Raw genomic sequence first — 13,187 nt, 5'->3', positions numbered from 1 at the left:
CACACCACCGACAATCACGCCCCCGGCAGTCGAAGCCCTGGCGCAGCCCGGTCAGGCGTTGAAGAATTCCTTCAGTTCGTCCACGCGGTCCAATCGTTCCCACGTGAAATCCGGCTCTTCGCGGCCGAAGTGGCCATGCGCAGCGGTCTTTGCGTAGATGGGGCGCTTGAGGTCGAGGGCGTCGATGATGGCGCGCGGACGGAGGTCGAAGATCTCCGCAATCGCTTCGCTGATCTTGGCCGGGTCAACAGTCTCGGTACCGAAGGTTTCGACGTACGTGCCTACCGGACGCGCCTGGCCGATTGCATAGGCGATCTGGATTTCGGCCCGCTTGGCCAAGCCTGCTGCTACGACGTTCTTCGCTACCCAGCGCATCGCGTAGGCCGCCGAACGGTCCACCTTCGACGGATCCTTGCCGGAGAAGGCGCCGCCGCCGTGGCGGGCCATGCCGCCGTAGGTGTCAACGATGATCTTGCGGCCTGTCAGCCCGGCGTCGCCGACGGGGCCGCCGATGACGAAGGCACCGGCAGGGTTCAGGATATTCGCGACGTGGGAGATATCCAGGTTGGACACAGCCAGGACGGGGTCGATCACATGCGAGGCGAGATCGGCGCGCAAGCGATCGAGGTGGGTCCCTTCGGCGTGCTGGCTGGAAATGACCACCGTTTCAACGGAAACCGGACGGTCGCGGTCGTACCCGACCGTCACCTGGGTCTTGCCATCAGGGCGCAAGTAGGCCAGCTCGCCGCTCTTGCGGACTTCGGTGAGACGCTCGGAGAGCCGGTGGGCGAGCCAAATGGGCGTCGGCATGTAGGAGGGGGTCTCGTCGCTCGCATAGCCGAACATGATGCCCTGGTCGCCGGCGCCCTGGAGGTCGTAGTCGTCCTCCTGGCGGCCTTCGCGGGCTTCGAGCGAGTTAAAGACGCCGCCGGCGATGTCGTTGGACTGCTGTCCGATGGAAACAGACACGCCGCAACGGGCGCCGTCGAAGCCGTTGGCGGACGAGTCGTAGCCGATTCCGAGGATGGTCTCGCGGACGATCTGCGGGATTTCAACATACGCATCCGTGGTGACTTCACCGGCCACGTGCACCAATCCGGTGGTGGCCATGGTCTCAACAGCCACGCGCGACTCGGGGTCTGCCGCCAGGAGCGCGTCAAGGATGGCGTCGCTGATCTGGTCGCAGATCTTGTCCGGGTGCCCTTCCGTAACCGACTCTGAGGTGAAGAGCCGGAGCTTGGACGGGATGCCGTGGGATTCATGGTGCAGCGGTAAAGTCACTCGACTACCTTACTCGGTTGGGGGCGACCGGCTTCCGCCGTATGTCCCTATGCTAAGGATGGACCAGCTAAGGAACGAGCCTCACCCGGCGCCTAGGTGGCCGGGTGCACTCGGCTCAGTTCCGTGCTGATACGGTCAATGACGGCGGCGGCGACGTCGGATTTGGAACCTGCCGCCGACTGCGGCGCCGCGCCATGGCCGGAGAGAATGATCACAGAATTCTGGTCCTGGCCGAACACGCGCCCGACGCCGACCTGGTTGACCACCAAAAGGTCGCAGCCTTTGCGTTTGAGCTTGGCGGTGGCGTGCTCCAGGACGTTGCCGTCCTCGTCTCCGGTTTCGGCTGCAAAGCCGACGATCAACTGGGTGGATGCCGCAGAGTCGCGGCGCACCACCAGCTCATGCAGGATGTCAGGGTTTTGCACAAGGCGCACTACGGGGGCGTCGTTGCCGTTGACCTTCTTGATTTTCGTGCCTGAAACCTCGGCGGGGCGGAAATCCGCCACGGCCGCGGCCATGATCACGACGTCGGAGCCGACGGCGGCTTCCAGCGCGGCGTCGCGGAGCTCCAATGCCGATTCAACCTGGATCAATTCGACGCCCGCGGGTGCCTGGACGTCCATGTGCGCAGCGAGGAACCTGACATGGGCGCCTGCGTCAAGGGCCGCGGCGGCCAGCGCAACACCCTGCTTGCCGGAGGACCTGTTCCCGAGGAACCGGACCGGATCCAGGGCTTCCCGGGTGCCGCCGGCGGAAATCGTGATGGTCCGCCCGGCCAGGGGTTTCGGGCCAGGGAGCCGGGTTGAGGGCGCTGAGGCATCGACCAAAGCCATGGCGGCTGCGAAGATCGCTTCCGGCTCGGGCAGTCTGCCTGGCCCGGAGTCCGCGCCTGTCAGCCTGCCCACTGCGGGTTCCAGGACGGTAATGCCCCGGCTGCGCAGTGTTTCCACATTCGCCTGGGTGGCTTGGTTGTGCCACATTTCGGTGTGCATCGCGGGAGCGAAAAGCACGGGACCGTGGGCCATGAGGAGTGTATTGGTCAGCAGATCCCCTGCTTGGCCGGTTGCTGCCTTGGCCAGCAGGTCGGCCGTCGCCGGGGCGACCACGATGAGATCCGCCTCATGACCGAGACGGACATGATTGACCTTCTCAACGTCGTCAAAGACGCTGTTGCTTACCGGATTGCCCGAGAGGGCCTCCCACGTAGCCACGCCGACAAACCGGGTGGCCGCCTCCGTGGGAATGACCGTGACGTTGTGTCCGGCCTCAGTAAAAAGCCGGAGGAGGGATGCAACTTTGTAGGCTGCGATCCCTCCCCCGACTCCGAGGACTATGCGCACGTGACCTCCGTCAACAGGCAGTCTGTTTTACTCTGCGGGCTCGATGGGAGTGGAAACCAGCAGGCCTTCGTTGATCTCGCGCAGGGCGATGGAAAGCGACTTCTCGTTGAGCTTCGTGTCGACCAGCGGGCCAACGTACTCGAAGAGGCCCTCGTGCAGCTGCGCGTAGTACGCGTTGATCTGGCGCGCGCGCTTGGCGCCGAAAATCACCAGGCCGTACTTTGAATCGGCAGCAGCAAGCAGCTCGTCGATCGGCGGGTTGATGATGCCTTCAAGGTTCGTGGACACGAATTCTCCAAATTCTAACGGGCTGACAAGTGCTAGCGCTTAGCGCTGGTGCGGGGTAAGCCCCATGAGTGAAACAAGCTCGTCCGCTGCCCGGCGTACGTCGTCATTGATGACGGTGTGGTCAAACTCCGGTTCAGCGGCAAGTTCCAGTTTAGCGGTTTCCAGCCGTCGCTGCTGTTCCTCCGGAGTTTCGGTGCCGCGCCCCACCAGGCGGCGGACCATTTCGTCCCAGCTAGGCGGAGCGAGGAACACGAAGTTGGCATCCGGAACTGCCGCCTTGACTTGGCGGGCGCCCTGCAAATCGATCTCCAACAGCACGGACCTGCCTTCGGCGATGGCAGCGTCCACGGTGCTGCGCAGCGTGCCATAGCGGTTCTTTCCGTGGACGACGGCCCACTCAAGCAACTGGCCGTCCTCAACAAGTGCGTCGAATTCTTCGGCGGACTTGAAGTAGTAGTGGACACCGTCCTTCTCCCCCGGCCGCGGAGCACGGGTGGTGGCTGAAACTGACAGCCAGACCTCGGGGTAATTGTCCCGGATATACGTGGATACTGTTCCCTTGCCAACGGCAGTGGGGCCTGCGAGGACGGTCAGTCCCGGATTCTTGCTCACATCGTCCTTCGTGGAGATTCTATATACGCTGCATTTCTTCTTAAACGCGGCATTTCTTCATAAACGCTGTCGTCGTTTAAACGCTGTATTTGTCTTCCATAAAATCTATCAGCGACCGGGACTGGTGAATTCCCAAGCCCCTGAGCCTGCGTGAAGGGGCGATCCCGATCTCCACCATGATGGCCGCTGCCCGGACCGGGCCAATGCCCGGGACAGCCTCGATCATCTCGGAAACACGCATGCGGGCGATGGCCTCGTCAGTCTGCGCCGACTTGATCAGCCGGGCAATGCTGAGTTCGCCCGACCTGAGCTGTTCCTTCGCGAGAGCCCGTCTTGCCCGGGCTCTCGCTGCCTTTTCCAAGGCATCGGAACGTTCCTCTGGCGACAGAGCCTTTAAGGTCACTGACACATCCCCCTTTGGCCGGCATCGAGTGCGTAGCGGATTGGACTGATCCCGAAGCTATCGCGTGGTCAGTGCGGAGCGCAATGCATTGGACCCACCAAGATCAGGCTCAGCCTTCCAGCAAGCCGTCGCGGGTTGCCTCGGTGGCGGAACGCAGTCCGGCAACCGTCGGACCGGCCGCGAGGATTCCCCGGCTCGACGTCGCCAGGACCGCAGGGTATGCCGCGCCGAAAGTGGCACGCAGATCCGCCGGAGTGGCTCCTTGCGCGCCCAGGCCGGGCGCCAGGATGGGCCCATGAACGGCATCGAGGTCCAGCCCAAGTTCCACGAGGGCGCCCCCGATCGTGGCGCCCACCACGAGTCCAACCGAGCCCAGCCCCGCAAGCCCCATGCCTCCCGAACCCGGAGTGCCGGAATAGCGGCGGTTTTCCGCGGCCGCGGCCTCGGCAATCCGCCGAGCCACCGATTCCGAACCGCCAACATGCTGCACGGACTTGCCCTCGGGGTTGGACGTCAGGGCGAGCACGAAAACACCGCGGCCGGACTCGGCCGCCAAGTCGAGCGCCGGGCGCAGCGACTCGAAGCCGAGGTACGGGCTCAGCGTGACCGAGTCTGCTGCCAAGGCGGAGCCATCCCGCAGCCAGGCGTCGGCATAGGCAGCCATTGTGGAGCCGATGTCTCCGCGTTTGGCGTCGGCGATGCTCAAAACTCCGGCATCGGATGCGGCCGCAAGGGTCCGCTCCAAGACCGCCATGCCTGCTGAGCCGTGACGCTCATAGAGGGCCACCTGCGGCTTTACCGCGGCAGCGAGCGTCGCCACGGCCTCCAGGACGGTGAGGGAAAAGCGCTCCAGGCCGGCGACGTCGTCGTTCAATCCCCAGTCCGCCAAGAGCCCCGGGTGCGGGTCGATGCCGACGCACAAGGGGCCGCGGGCGGCCATCGCGGCAGCCAGGCGGGAACCGAACGGCTGTCGGGGCCCCGAGCTAAGAACAGCCCGCTGCCCGGCTGCGGCAGACTCAGGCATTGACGGCCTCGGCTGCCGCGGCCTTGGAAGCTGACAGCGCCGCGGCGTGCTCCTGCAGGCTCGTCACCGACCACTCGTAGGTGCGCAGTGCCTCGATGGCCTGCACGGCGGCGTTGAACTCCGCAACGGTAGTGATGCAGGGGATGCCGATGGACGTAGCGGCCGCGCGGAGTTCGTAGCCGTCGCTGCGGGCTTCGCCGCCGGAAGGCGTGTTGAAGACCATGTCGATCTCACCGGCGATGATGAGGTCCGCGATGGTTCCTTCGCCTTCTGCGCTGCTGCCTTCTGCGACCTTGCGGACCGGGGTGGCCTGGATGCCGTTGCGGCGCAGGACATCTGCGGTACCGCCCGTGGAGACAATCTCGAAGCCGAGGTCGGACAGGCGCTTGACGCCCATGATCACCGAGCGCTTGTCGCGGTTGGCGACAGAAACGAAGATCTTGCCTTCGGTGGGCAGCGCGTTGTTGGCCGCGGCCTGGCTCTTGGCGAAAGCAGTGTCGAAGTGCTTGTCGATGCCCATGACCTCACCGGTGGAGCGCATCTCCGGGCCGAGCAACGAGTCCACTACCTTGCCTTCCGGGGTCCGGAAGCGGCTGAACGGCAGCACGGCTTCCTTCACCGCGACAGGCGCGTCGAGCGGCAGGGTTGAACCGTCGCCCGTCTCCGGCAGCATCTTGTAGGCGCTGCGCAGCTGGTTGATGGTGACGCCCGTACCGATCAGGGCCGCAGCCTTGGCCATTTGCACGCCCGTTGCCTTGGAGACGAACGGAACCGTGCGGGAAGCGCGCGGGTTGGCCTCGAGCACGTAGAGCACGTCGGACGCCAGCGCGAACTGGATGTTGATGAGGCCACGGACGCCTACGCCTTCAGCGATGGCCCGGGTGGCCGTGCGGACTCGTTCGATCACGTTGCTGCCAAGGGTGATAGGAGGCAGGACGCATGCGGAGTCACCGGAGTGGATGCCGGCTTCCTCGATGTGCTCCATGATGCCGCCGAGGTACATGTCCGTGCCATCGAAGAGCGCGTCGACGTCGATTTCGACGGCGTCCTCGAGGAAGCGGTCGATCAGCACCGGGTGGTCCGGGGTGATTTCCGTGGCGTTGGCGATGTAGCGCGAGAGGTTGGCTTCGTCGTAGACGATTTCCATGCCGCGGCCGCCAAGCACGTAGGACGGGCGGACGAGTACTGGGTAGCCGATTTCGTCGGCGATCTTCTTGGCGTCCTCGAAGGACACGGCAGTGCCGTTTTTCGGGGCGATCAGGCCGGCCTGGTCAAGCACGCGGGAGAACATGCCGCGGTGCTCGGCAAGGTCGATCGCTTCCGGGGAGGTGCCCAGGATCGGCACACCGGCGTCCGCCAACTGCTGTGCGAGCTTGAGCGGGGTCTGGCCGCCGAGCTGCACGAACACGCCCATGACGCCGCCCGTGCGCTCCTCTGCCGCGATGACTTCGAGGACGTCCTCGAGGGTCAACGGTTCGAAGTACAGGCGGGTGGAGACGTCGTAGTCCGTGGAGACGGTTTCCGGGTTGCAGTTGACCATGACGGTTTCGTAGCCGGCCTTGCGCAACGCCATGGAGGCGTGGACGCACGAGTAGTCGAACTCGATGCCCTGGCCGATGCGGTTGGGGCCCGAACCCAGGATGATGACGGACGGCTTGGCGTGCAGGCCGACCTCGTCCTCTTCGTCATATGAGGAGTAGTGGTACGGGGTGTACGCGGCGAATTCGGCGGCACAGGTGTCCACCGTCTTGTAGACCGGACGGATGCCCAGGGCCTGGCGGACGCCGCGGACAACTGCCTCCGGGTTGTGGGTCAAGGCGCCGATCTGCTCGTCCGAGAAGCCGTGGCGCTTGGCGTTGCGAAGCATGTCTTCCGTCAGCGCGCCGGCCTTGCGGATCTCGTGGGAGATCTCGTTGAGCAGCTGCAGCTGGTCCAGGAACCACGGATCGATCTTGGTCGCGGCGTAGAGGTCCTCAACCGAAGCACCGCCGAGCAAGGCGCGCTGGACCTGGTGGAGGCGGTCCGTCGTCGGACGCTTGGACTTCTCGATGAGCTCCGGAACTTCCCATTCGGGCACGTGGCTGAAGTCCAGCTGCGAACCCTTCTGTTCAAGGGAGCGAAGGGCCTTCTGCAAGGCCTCCGTGAAGTTGCGGCCCATGGCCATGGCTTCACCGACGGACTTCATGGTGGTGGTCAGCGTGTTGTCCGCGGCCGGGAACTTCTCAAACGCGAAGCGCGGAACCTTGACGACGACGTAGTCGAGCGTCGGCTCGAACGAAGCCGGCGTCTTCTGCGTGATGTCGTTGGGGATTTCGTCCAGGGTGTAGCCCAGGGAGAGCTTGGTGGCGATCTTGGCGATCGCGAAGCCGGTGGCCTTGGACGCCAGCGCCGAGGAACGCGAAACACGCGGGTTCATTTCGATGACGACGACGCGTCCGGTGTCCGGTTCGATGGCGAACTGGATGTTGCAGCCACCGGTGTCGACGCCGACTTCGCGGATGACGGCGATGGAGATATCGCGCAGCCGCTGGTATTCGCGGTCAGTCAGGGTCAGGGCCGGGGCAACGGTGATGGAGTCGCCCGTGTGGACGCCTACCGGATCGAAGTTCTCGATGGAACAGACAACAACGACGTTGTCGTTCTTGTCACGCATCATCTCCAGCTCGTACTCTTTCCAGCCGAGGATGCTCTCTTCCAGCAGGACCTCGGAGGTGGGGCTGTACTGCAGGCCCTGGCCCACGATGCGGCGCAGGTCGTCCTCGTTGTACGCCAGGCCCGAGCCCAGGCCGCCCATGGTGAAGGACGGACGGACAACCATCGGGTAGCCGAGGTCTTCCGCTGCGGTCAGTGCTTCATCCATGGTGTGGATGATGTGGCTGCGGGCCGACTCGGCGCCGCAGCGTTCCACGACGCCCTTGAACTTTTCGCGGTCCTCACCGAGTTCGATCGCGGCAATGTTGGCACCGATGAGTTCGACGTTGTACTTCTCGAGCACGCCGTTCTTGTCGAGGGCGATGGCCGTGTTGAGGGCCGTCTGTCCACCCAGGGTGGGCAGGACGGCGTCCGGGCGCTCCTTGGCGATGATCTTTTCGACCACCTCGGGAGTGATGGGCTCGACGTAGGTGGCGTCGGCGAACTCGGGGTCCGTCATGATCGTGGCCGGGTTGGAGTTCACGAGGATGACGCGCAGGCCCTCCTCTTTGAGCACCCGCAGGGCCTGGGTTCCGGAGTAGTCGAATTCGGCTGCCTGGCCGATGACGATCGGGCCGGATCCGATAACGAGGACGCTCTTGAGATCTGTACGCTTTGGCATTACTTGGTGTCCTCGTTCTTCGCGGAGTTCGATGTCTGAGTGTCGGCGGCCTGTGCGGAGTCCTGGCCGTTCTTCGTGCTCTCCATCAGGTCGATGAAGCGGTCGAAGAGGTAGGCGGCGTCGTGCGGTCCGGCCGCGGCTTCGGGGTGGTACTGGACCGAGAAGGCCGGGATGTCGAGGCAGGCGAGTCCTTCGACGACGTCGTCGTTGAGGCTCACGTGGCTGACCTCCACGCGGCCAAAGCGCTCTTCGGGAGCCATGGTGGCGCCGTCCATGGGAGCGTCGACGGCGAAGCCGTGGTTCTGCGAGGTGATCTCGACTTTGCCCGTGCGGCGGTCCATCACCGGCTGGTTGATCCCGCGGTGGCCGTACTTGAGCTTGTAGGTACCGAAGCCGAGGGCCCGGCCGAGGATCTGGTTGCCGAAGCAGATCCCGAAGTACGGCATCTTCTCATCGAGCACGGAGCGGAGCAGCTTCACCTGCGCGTCCGCCGTGGCGGGGTCGCCTGGGCCGTTGGACATGAAGAAGCCGTCAGGATTGACTGCCTTGACGTCTTCCAGCGTTGCGGTTGCCGGCAGGACGTGGACGCGTACGCCGCGTTCGGCAAAGCGGACCGGGGTCATGGCCTTGATGCCAAGGTCGATCGCGGCGATGCTGAATTTCGGCTCGCCCTCCCAGCCGTGGTCCGCGGGTTCGACGACGTAGGCCTCTTCGATGCTCACTTCCTCGGCCAAGCGGGCGCCTTCCATGGGAGCGCTGGCCAGGACGGTGTCCAGGAGCTCCTTGTCCGTGGCCTTGGCTGCCTCGCCGGAGAAGATTCCTGCGCGCATGGTCTTGTGTTCGCGCAGGTGCCGGGTGATGGCGCGGGTGTCCACGGCCTGGATGCCGACGATACCCTGTTCAACGAGCTCAGCGTCAAGGCTGCGCTCCGAGCGCCAGTTCGAGGGGCGGCGGGCGGCGTCGCGGACCACGTAGCCGGCCACCCAGATGCGGCGGGACTCAGCGTCTTCCTTGTTCACACCGGTGTTCCCGATGTGCGGAGCCGTCTGGACCACCAGCTGTCGGGCGTAGGAGGGGTCCGTGATGGTTTCCTGGTAGCCGGTCATGCCGGTGGCGAAGACCGCCTCGCCCAGGGCCACGCCTGTGGCGCCGTAGCTGCGGCCACGGAACGTGCGGCCGTCTTCGAGGACCAGCACGGCCGCGGAGGACTCTGCTGGGTTGGTATTGCCTGCTACTGCATTGCTATCCGTCACTTTGTTACTTTCCACTATCGGCATCTGCCTGGGGGGCTGCAGAGATCAATTCTTGAAGTGCTTCGAGGAGCGGTTGCTTGTCGGCGGCGCGCCTGGTCCTGAATCCGGTATCGAGTTCATGTTCTCCGAGCATCCAGCTCAAGACCACGAGTCCATCCTTCTCTACGAACTTGCCTGCCATGCCGTTGGCGCTGCCGCAGTCGGTCACGGCTTCCGCCGGAACGAACAATGGCGCAGTCCCCTTCCGGTCGAAGAGGACGCCTTCCGGATGGACGCTCATTTCCGCGTTCCCGCGGAAGCCAAGCCCGTGGACGGCGACCCGGTCAAGCCAGTCTCCCGCCGTCGTCGTGGCCACGTACTGGCCTTCAGCCACGATGCCCGCCGGGCTGAGCTTTTCAGGCACTCCCGGAAGCTGCCCGAGGCCTGCCTGGCGCTTGAGCCTGCCGCGCCAACCTATCGCAATGAGTCCGGCCGCGAACGCGGCGAGGACCACAACGAGGAGCAGGGAAGCAAGTTTGTTGTCCATCAGTTGCTGCCGGCGCCGGCAGGATCCGCTGCGTAGCGGTACGGCGTGTTGAGCTTGCCGTCCAGTACGGTCGGGTGGCCCTTGAAGAAGGTGGCGACGACTGCGCCCGGCAGCTCTTTGCCCGCAAAGGGTGAGTTCCGGCCCATGGTCGCCATCTTATGCGGATCCACCGTCCACCGGGCAGCCGGGTCCACGAGGATCACGTTGGCAGGCTCGCCGGCGTCGAGCGGACGTCCCTGGTCTGCCACGCGGCCAATGGCCGCGGGCACTGTGGATGTGACGCGGGCGAAGTCGGCCCACGTCATGAGCCCGGTTTCGATCATCGTTTCCTGGACTACCGACAAGGCAGTCTCCAGCCCCGTCATGCCCATCGCGGCCTGGGCCCACTCGCACTCCTTGTGCTCGCTCGGATGCGGGGCGTGGTCCGTGCCGACGACGTCGATGGTGCCGTCTGCGAGCCCGGCACGGAGCGCCTGGACATCCGCGTCGGTACGCAAGGGAGGGTTGACTTTGTAGACGGGGTCGTAGCTGCGGACCAGTTCGTCGGTGAGCAACAAGTGGTGGGGGGTGACCTCGGCGGTGACGTTGATCCCCCGTTCCTTGGCCCAGCGGACGATCTCCACCGATCCGGCGGTGGATACATGGCAGACGTGGAGGCGCGAGCCGACATGCTGGGCCAGGAGGACGTCCCTGGCGATGATGCTCTCCTCGGCGACCGCGGGCCAACCGGCCAGGCCGAGAACCGCGGAAACGGCGCCCTCGTTCATCTGGGCTCCCGCGGTGAGGCGGGGTTCCTGGGCGTGCTGGGCAACGACGCCGTCGAACGCTTTGACGTACTCGAGGGCGCGGCGCATCAGCACGGGATCGTGGACGCAGATACCGTCATCGGAGAAGACCCTGACCTGGGCGCGCGAGTCGGCCATGGCGCCGAGTTCGGCGAGCTGCTCGCCGGCGAGCCCGACCGTGACGGCACCCACCGGACGCACATCCACCCATCCGGCGGCGCGGCCCAGGCTGTGGACTTGCTCGACGACGCCGGCCGTGTCCGCCACGGGGTTGCTGTTGGCCATGGCGTGGACCGCGGTGTAGCCGCCAAGGGCTGCGGCGCGGGTACCCGTTTCCACGGTTTCCGCGTCTTCGCGGCCGGGTTCACGCAAGTGGGTGTGGATGTCGACCATGCCGGGAAGTGCCACGAGGCCGGCGGCCTCGATCACGGTGGCACCTTCGGCGGAAAGGCCGGCGCCGCGCTCAGCGATGACCCCGTCGCGGATCAGCAGGTCCTCGGCGTCGCCACCCAGGATGGCCGCGCCGCGGATCAAGTAGACACCGCTTGCTGTGCCTGTTGCGGTCTCGGTCATCAGTTGCTCTCCTTATCGGAACGGGCGGAGCCCGGCGTGGGGGCGGCTTCACGGGAATCCCCCGAGAGCAGCAGGTACAGCGCGGCCATCCGGACCGACACGCCGTTCCGGACCTGGGCCAGGACAGTGGAGCGCGGCGAATCGGCGGCGGCGGAAGAAATTTCCAGCCCGCGGTTCATGGGGCCCGGGTGCATGATGATGGTGTCCTTGAGCCCGAGTTCGTCGAGGGCGCGGAGGCGGGCATCGTCGAAGCCCCAGCGCCGGGAATACTCGCGGGTGGAGGGGAAGAAGGAAGCGTTCATACGCTCACCCTGGACGCGCAGCATCATCATGGCATCCACTCCGGCTTCGAGGGTCTCGTCGAGGTTGTAGCTGACCTTGCAAGGCCAGTGTTCGACGCCGATCGGCAGCAATGTGGGCGGAGCCACGAGCGTTACTTCCGCTCCAAGAGTGCGCAGTAGCCACACGTTGGAGCGCGCGACGCGTGAGTGCAGGACGTCGCCGGCGATAGCGACGCGCATACCCGTGAGGTCGGCGCCCGTCGACGCCGAGCCGTGCAACTTGGACCAGTGTCTGCGCATGGTGAACGCGTCCAGGAGGGCCTGTGTGGGGTGTTCATGGGTGCCGTCCCCGGCGTTGATGACGGCAGCGTCGATCCAATCGGTGGCAGCCAGGCGGTGCGGCGCCCCGGAAGCCCAGTGGCGGATGACTACCGCATCGGCCCCCATGGCTGCGAGGGTCTGCGCGGTGTCCTTGAGGGACTCGCCTTTCGACACCGATGAACCCTTGGCGGCGAAGTTGATCACGTCGGCGGAGAGCCGCTTCGCTGCGGCCTCGAAGGAAATGCGCGTGCGGGTGGAGTCTTCGAAGAAGAGGTTGACCACTGTGCGGCCGCGCAGGGCGGGCAGCTTCTTGACCTCCCGGTCCCCTACCGCCGCCATCTCTTCGGCGGTGTCCAGGATCCGGATGGCGTTCGCGGCACTCAGGTTCTCGGTGGAGAGCAGGTGTTTCATGCGCCTGCCTCGATAACTACTTCATTGATCGGCTGGCCGTCCACCGAATCGAATTCTTCAAGGTGGACCCGGACTTTTTCCGAGGAGGACGTCGGCAGGTTCTTGCCGACGTGGTCCGCGCGGATCGGCAGCTCGCGGTGCCCGCGGTCCACGAGGACGGCCAGGCGGACGATGCGCGGCCTGCCGAGGTCGATGATCGCATCGAGGGCTGCCCGGATGGTGCGGCCCGAGTACAGGACGTCATCGATGAGGACAACAACCTTGTTGTCGATTCCGGACAACGGCAGCCTGGTGGGGTAAGGAGGCCTTGCGGGCTGATGGGAAAGATCGTCACGGAACATGGTGACATCCAGCTGGCCGACAATTGCGGAGGCGTTGACGGACGGATCCGCGGCGGCGATTTTGTCCGCCAGCCGCACGGCTAGCGGATAACCGCGGCGTGGGATGCCCAAAAGAACCAGATCCTGGGAACCCTTGTTGGCTTCGAGGATCTCGTGGGCGATACGAGTGAGCGCACGGTCGATGTCCGCGTGGTTGAGAACAACCCGGGACGGCACCGGCGCAGTGACTTCAGTCATCGCTCGTCTCCCCTTTCCCCGCCTCACGGGACGGAATTAAAAAAGGAACATTTGCTCTTCAAAATTACCACAGGGGCGGCGCCCGGCTGGCGCGCTCCGGGCCAGGGCAATGCGTTTTAGCTCACAGTCATGCAGGCGATGTTCGGCTGCCCCGGGGTCTCTTGAGTTCAGCCCAACTGACTGGCAGCAGATGTCGTT

The 13,187-nt window shown here is 65.0% G+C and carries 12 protein-coding genes; all 12 read right to left on the bottom strand.

The features are described from left to right. Nucleotides 1-51: 51 nt before the first annotated feature. Nucleotides 52-1,281: a methionine adenosyltransferase gene (gene metK, locus QRN59_RS09560; protein ID WP_284982275.1), complete on the bottom strand. Its 1,230-nt coding sequence runs from the start codon at nucleotides 1,279-1,281 to the stop codon at nucleotides 52-54. 92 nt (nucleotides 1,282-1,373) lie between these two features. After that, nucleotides 1,374-2,621: a bifunctional phosphopantothenoylcysteine decarboxylase/phosphopantothenate--cysteine ligase CoaBC gene (gene coaBC, locus QRN59_RS09555; RefSeq protein ID WP_284982274.1), complete on the bottom strand. Its 1,248-nt coding sequence runs from the start codon at nucleotides 2,619-2,621 to the stop codon at nucleotides 1,374-1,376. 27 nt (nucleotides 2,622-2,648) lie between these two features. After that, nucleotides 2,649-2,909, bottom strand: coding sequence for a DNA-directed RNA polymerase subunit omega (gene rpoZ, locus QRN59_RS09550; RefSeq protein ID WP_028267125.1), 261 nt, complete (start codon nucleotides 2,907-2,909; stop codon nucleotides 2,649-2,651). 39 nt (nucleotides 2,910-2,948) lie between these two features. Next, nucleotides 2,949-3,521: a guanylate kinase gene (gene gmk, locus QRN59_RS09545; RefSeq protein WP_284982273.1), complete on the bottom strand. Its 573-nt coding sequence runs from the start codon at nucleotides 3,519-3,521 to the stop codon at nucleotides 2,949-2,951. A gap of 76 nt (nucleotides 3,522-3,597) precedes the next feature. Then, nucleotides 3,598-3,924: an integration host factor, actinobacterial type gene (mihF, locus tag QRN59_RS09540; RefSeq protein ID WP_284982272.1), complete on the bottom strand. Its 327-nt coding sequence runs from the start codon at nucleotides 3,922-3,924 to the stop codon at nucleotides 3,598-3,600. Between the two features lie 109 nt (nucleotides 3,925-4,033). After that, nucleotides 4,034-4,948 carry an orotidine-5'-phosphate decarboxylase gene (pyrF, locus tag QRN59_RS09535; protein ID WP_284982271.1) on the bottom strand — a complete coding sequence of 305 codons (915 nt, stop codon included), beginning with the start codon at nucleotides 4,946-4,948 and terminating at the stop codon, nucleotides 4,034-4,036. Further along, nucleotides 4,941-8,261 (bottom strand): carbamoyl-phosphate synthase large subunit, encoded by a 3,321-nt coding sequence (gene carB / locus QRN59_RS09530; protein ID WP_284982270.1) that lies wholly within the window; start codon nucleotides 8,259-8,261, stop codon nucleotides 4,941-4,943. Before carB ends, pyrF begins: the two co-directional genes overlap by 8 nt. Beyond that, on the bottom strand, nucleotides 8,261-9,538 hold the full coding sequence (carA, locus tag QRN59_RS09525) for a glutamine-hydrolyzing carbamoyl-phosphate synthase small subunit (RefSeq protein WP_284982269.1): 1,278 nt from the start codon (nucleotides 9,536-9,538) through the stop codon (nucleotides 8,261-8,263). The genes carB and carA overlap by 1 nt, the downstream gene beginning before the upstream one ends. Continuing rightward, nucleotides 9,519-10,040, bottom strand: coding sequence for a PH-like domain-containing protein (locus tag QRN59_RS09520; protein WP_284982268.1), 522 nt, complete (start codon nucleotides 10,038-10,040; stop codon nucleotides 9,519-9,521). Before QRN59_RS09520 ends, carA begins: the two co-directional genes overlap by 20 nt. Next, nucleotides 10,040-11,398, bottom strand: coding sequence for a dihydroorotase (locus QRN59_RS09515; RefSeq protein WP_284982267.1), 1,359 nt, complete (start codon nucleotides 11,396-11,398; stop codon nucleotides 10,040-10,042). The genes QRN59_RS09520 and QRN59_RS09515 overlap by 1 nt, the downstream gene beginning before the upstream one ends. Next, a complete protein-coding gene (locus QRN59_RS09510; protein WP_284982266.1) occupies nucleotides 11,398-12,411 on the bottom strand; it encodes an aspartate carbamoyltransferase catalytic subunit in 1,014 nt (337 codons plus the stop codon). Before QRN59_RS09510 ends, QRN59_RS09515 begins: the two co-directional genes overlap by 1 nt. After that, nucleotides 12,408-12,989 (bottom strand): bifunctional pyr operon transcriptional regulator/uracil phosphoribosyltransferase PyrR, encoded by a 582-nt coding sequence (gene pyrR / locus QRN59_RS09505; RefSeq protein WP_284982265.1) that lies wholly within the window; start codon nucleotides 12,987-12,989, stop codon nucleotides 12,408-12,410. Before pyrR ends, QRN59_RS09510 begins: the two co-directional genes overlap by 4 nt. Between the last annotated feature and the right edge of the window lie 198 nt (nucleotides 12,990-13,187).

The organism is Arthrobacter sp. efr-133-TYG-118, from assembly GCF_030209755.1.
In the GTDB taxonomy this organism is placed as follows: domain Bacteria; phylum Actinomycetota; class Actinomycetes; order Actinomycetales; family Micrococcaceae; genus Arthrobacter.
This window is presented reverse-complemented; position numbering and strand designations above follow the sequence as displayed.

What these genes read in the sequence shown, in the direction of transcription:
- pyrF (WP_284982271.1), bottom strand. Translation starts at nt 4,948, where the DNA reads ATGCCTGAGTCTGCCGCAGCCGGGCAGCGGGCTGTTCTTAGCTCGGGG.
- carB (WP_284982270.1), bottom strand. Translation starts at nt 8,261, where the DNA reads ATGCCAAAGCGTACAGATCTCAAGAGCGTCCTCGTTATCGGATCCGGC.
- carA (WP_284982269.1), bottom strand. Translation starts at nt 9,538, where the DNA reads ATGCCGATAGTGGAAAGTAACAAAGTGACGGATAGCAATGCAGTAGCA.
- QRN59_RS09520 (WP_284982268.1), bottom strand. Translation starts at nt 10,040, where the DNA reads ATGGACAACAAACTTGCTTCCCTGCTCCTCGTTGTGGTCCTCGCCGCG.
- QRN59_RS09515 (WP_284982267.1), bottom strand. Translation starts at nt 11,398, where the DNA reads ATGACCGAGACCGCAACAGGCACAGCAAGCGGTGTCTACTTGATCCGC.
- QRN59_RS09510 (WP_284982266.1), bottom strand. Translation starts at nt 12,411, where the DNA reads ATGAAACACCTGCTCTCCACCGAGAACCTGAGTGCCGCGAACGCCATC.
- pyrR (WP_284982265.1), bottom strand. Translation starts at nt 12,989, where the DNA reads ATGACTGAAGTCACTGCGCCGGTGCCGTCCCGGGTTGTTCTCAACCAC.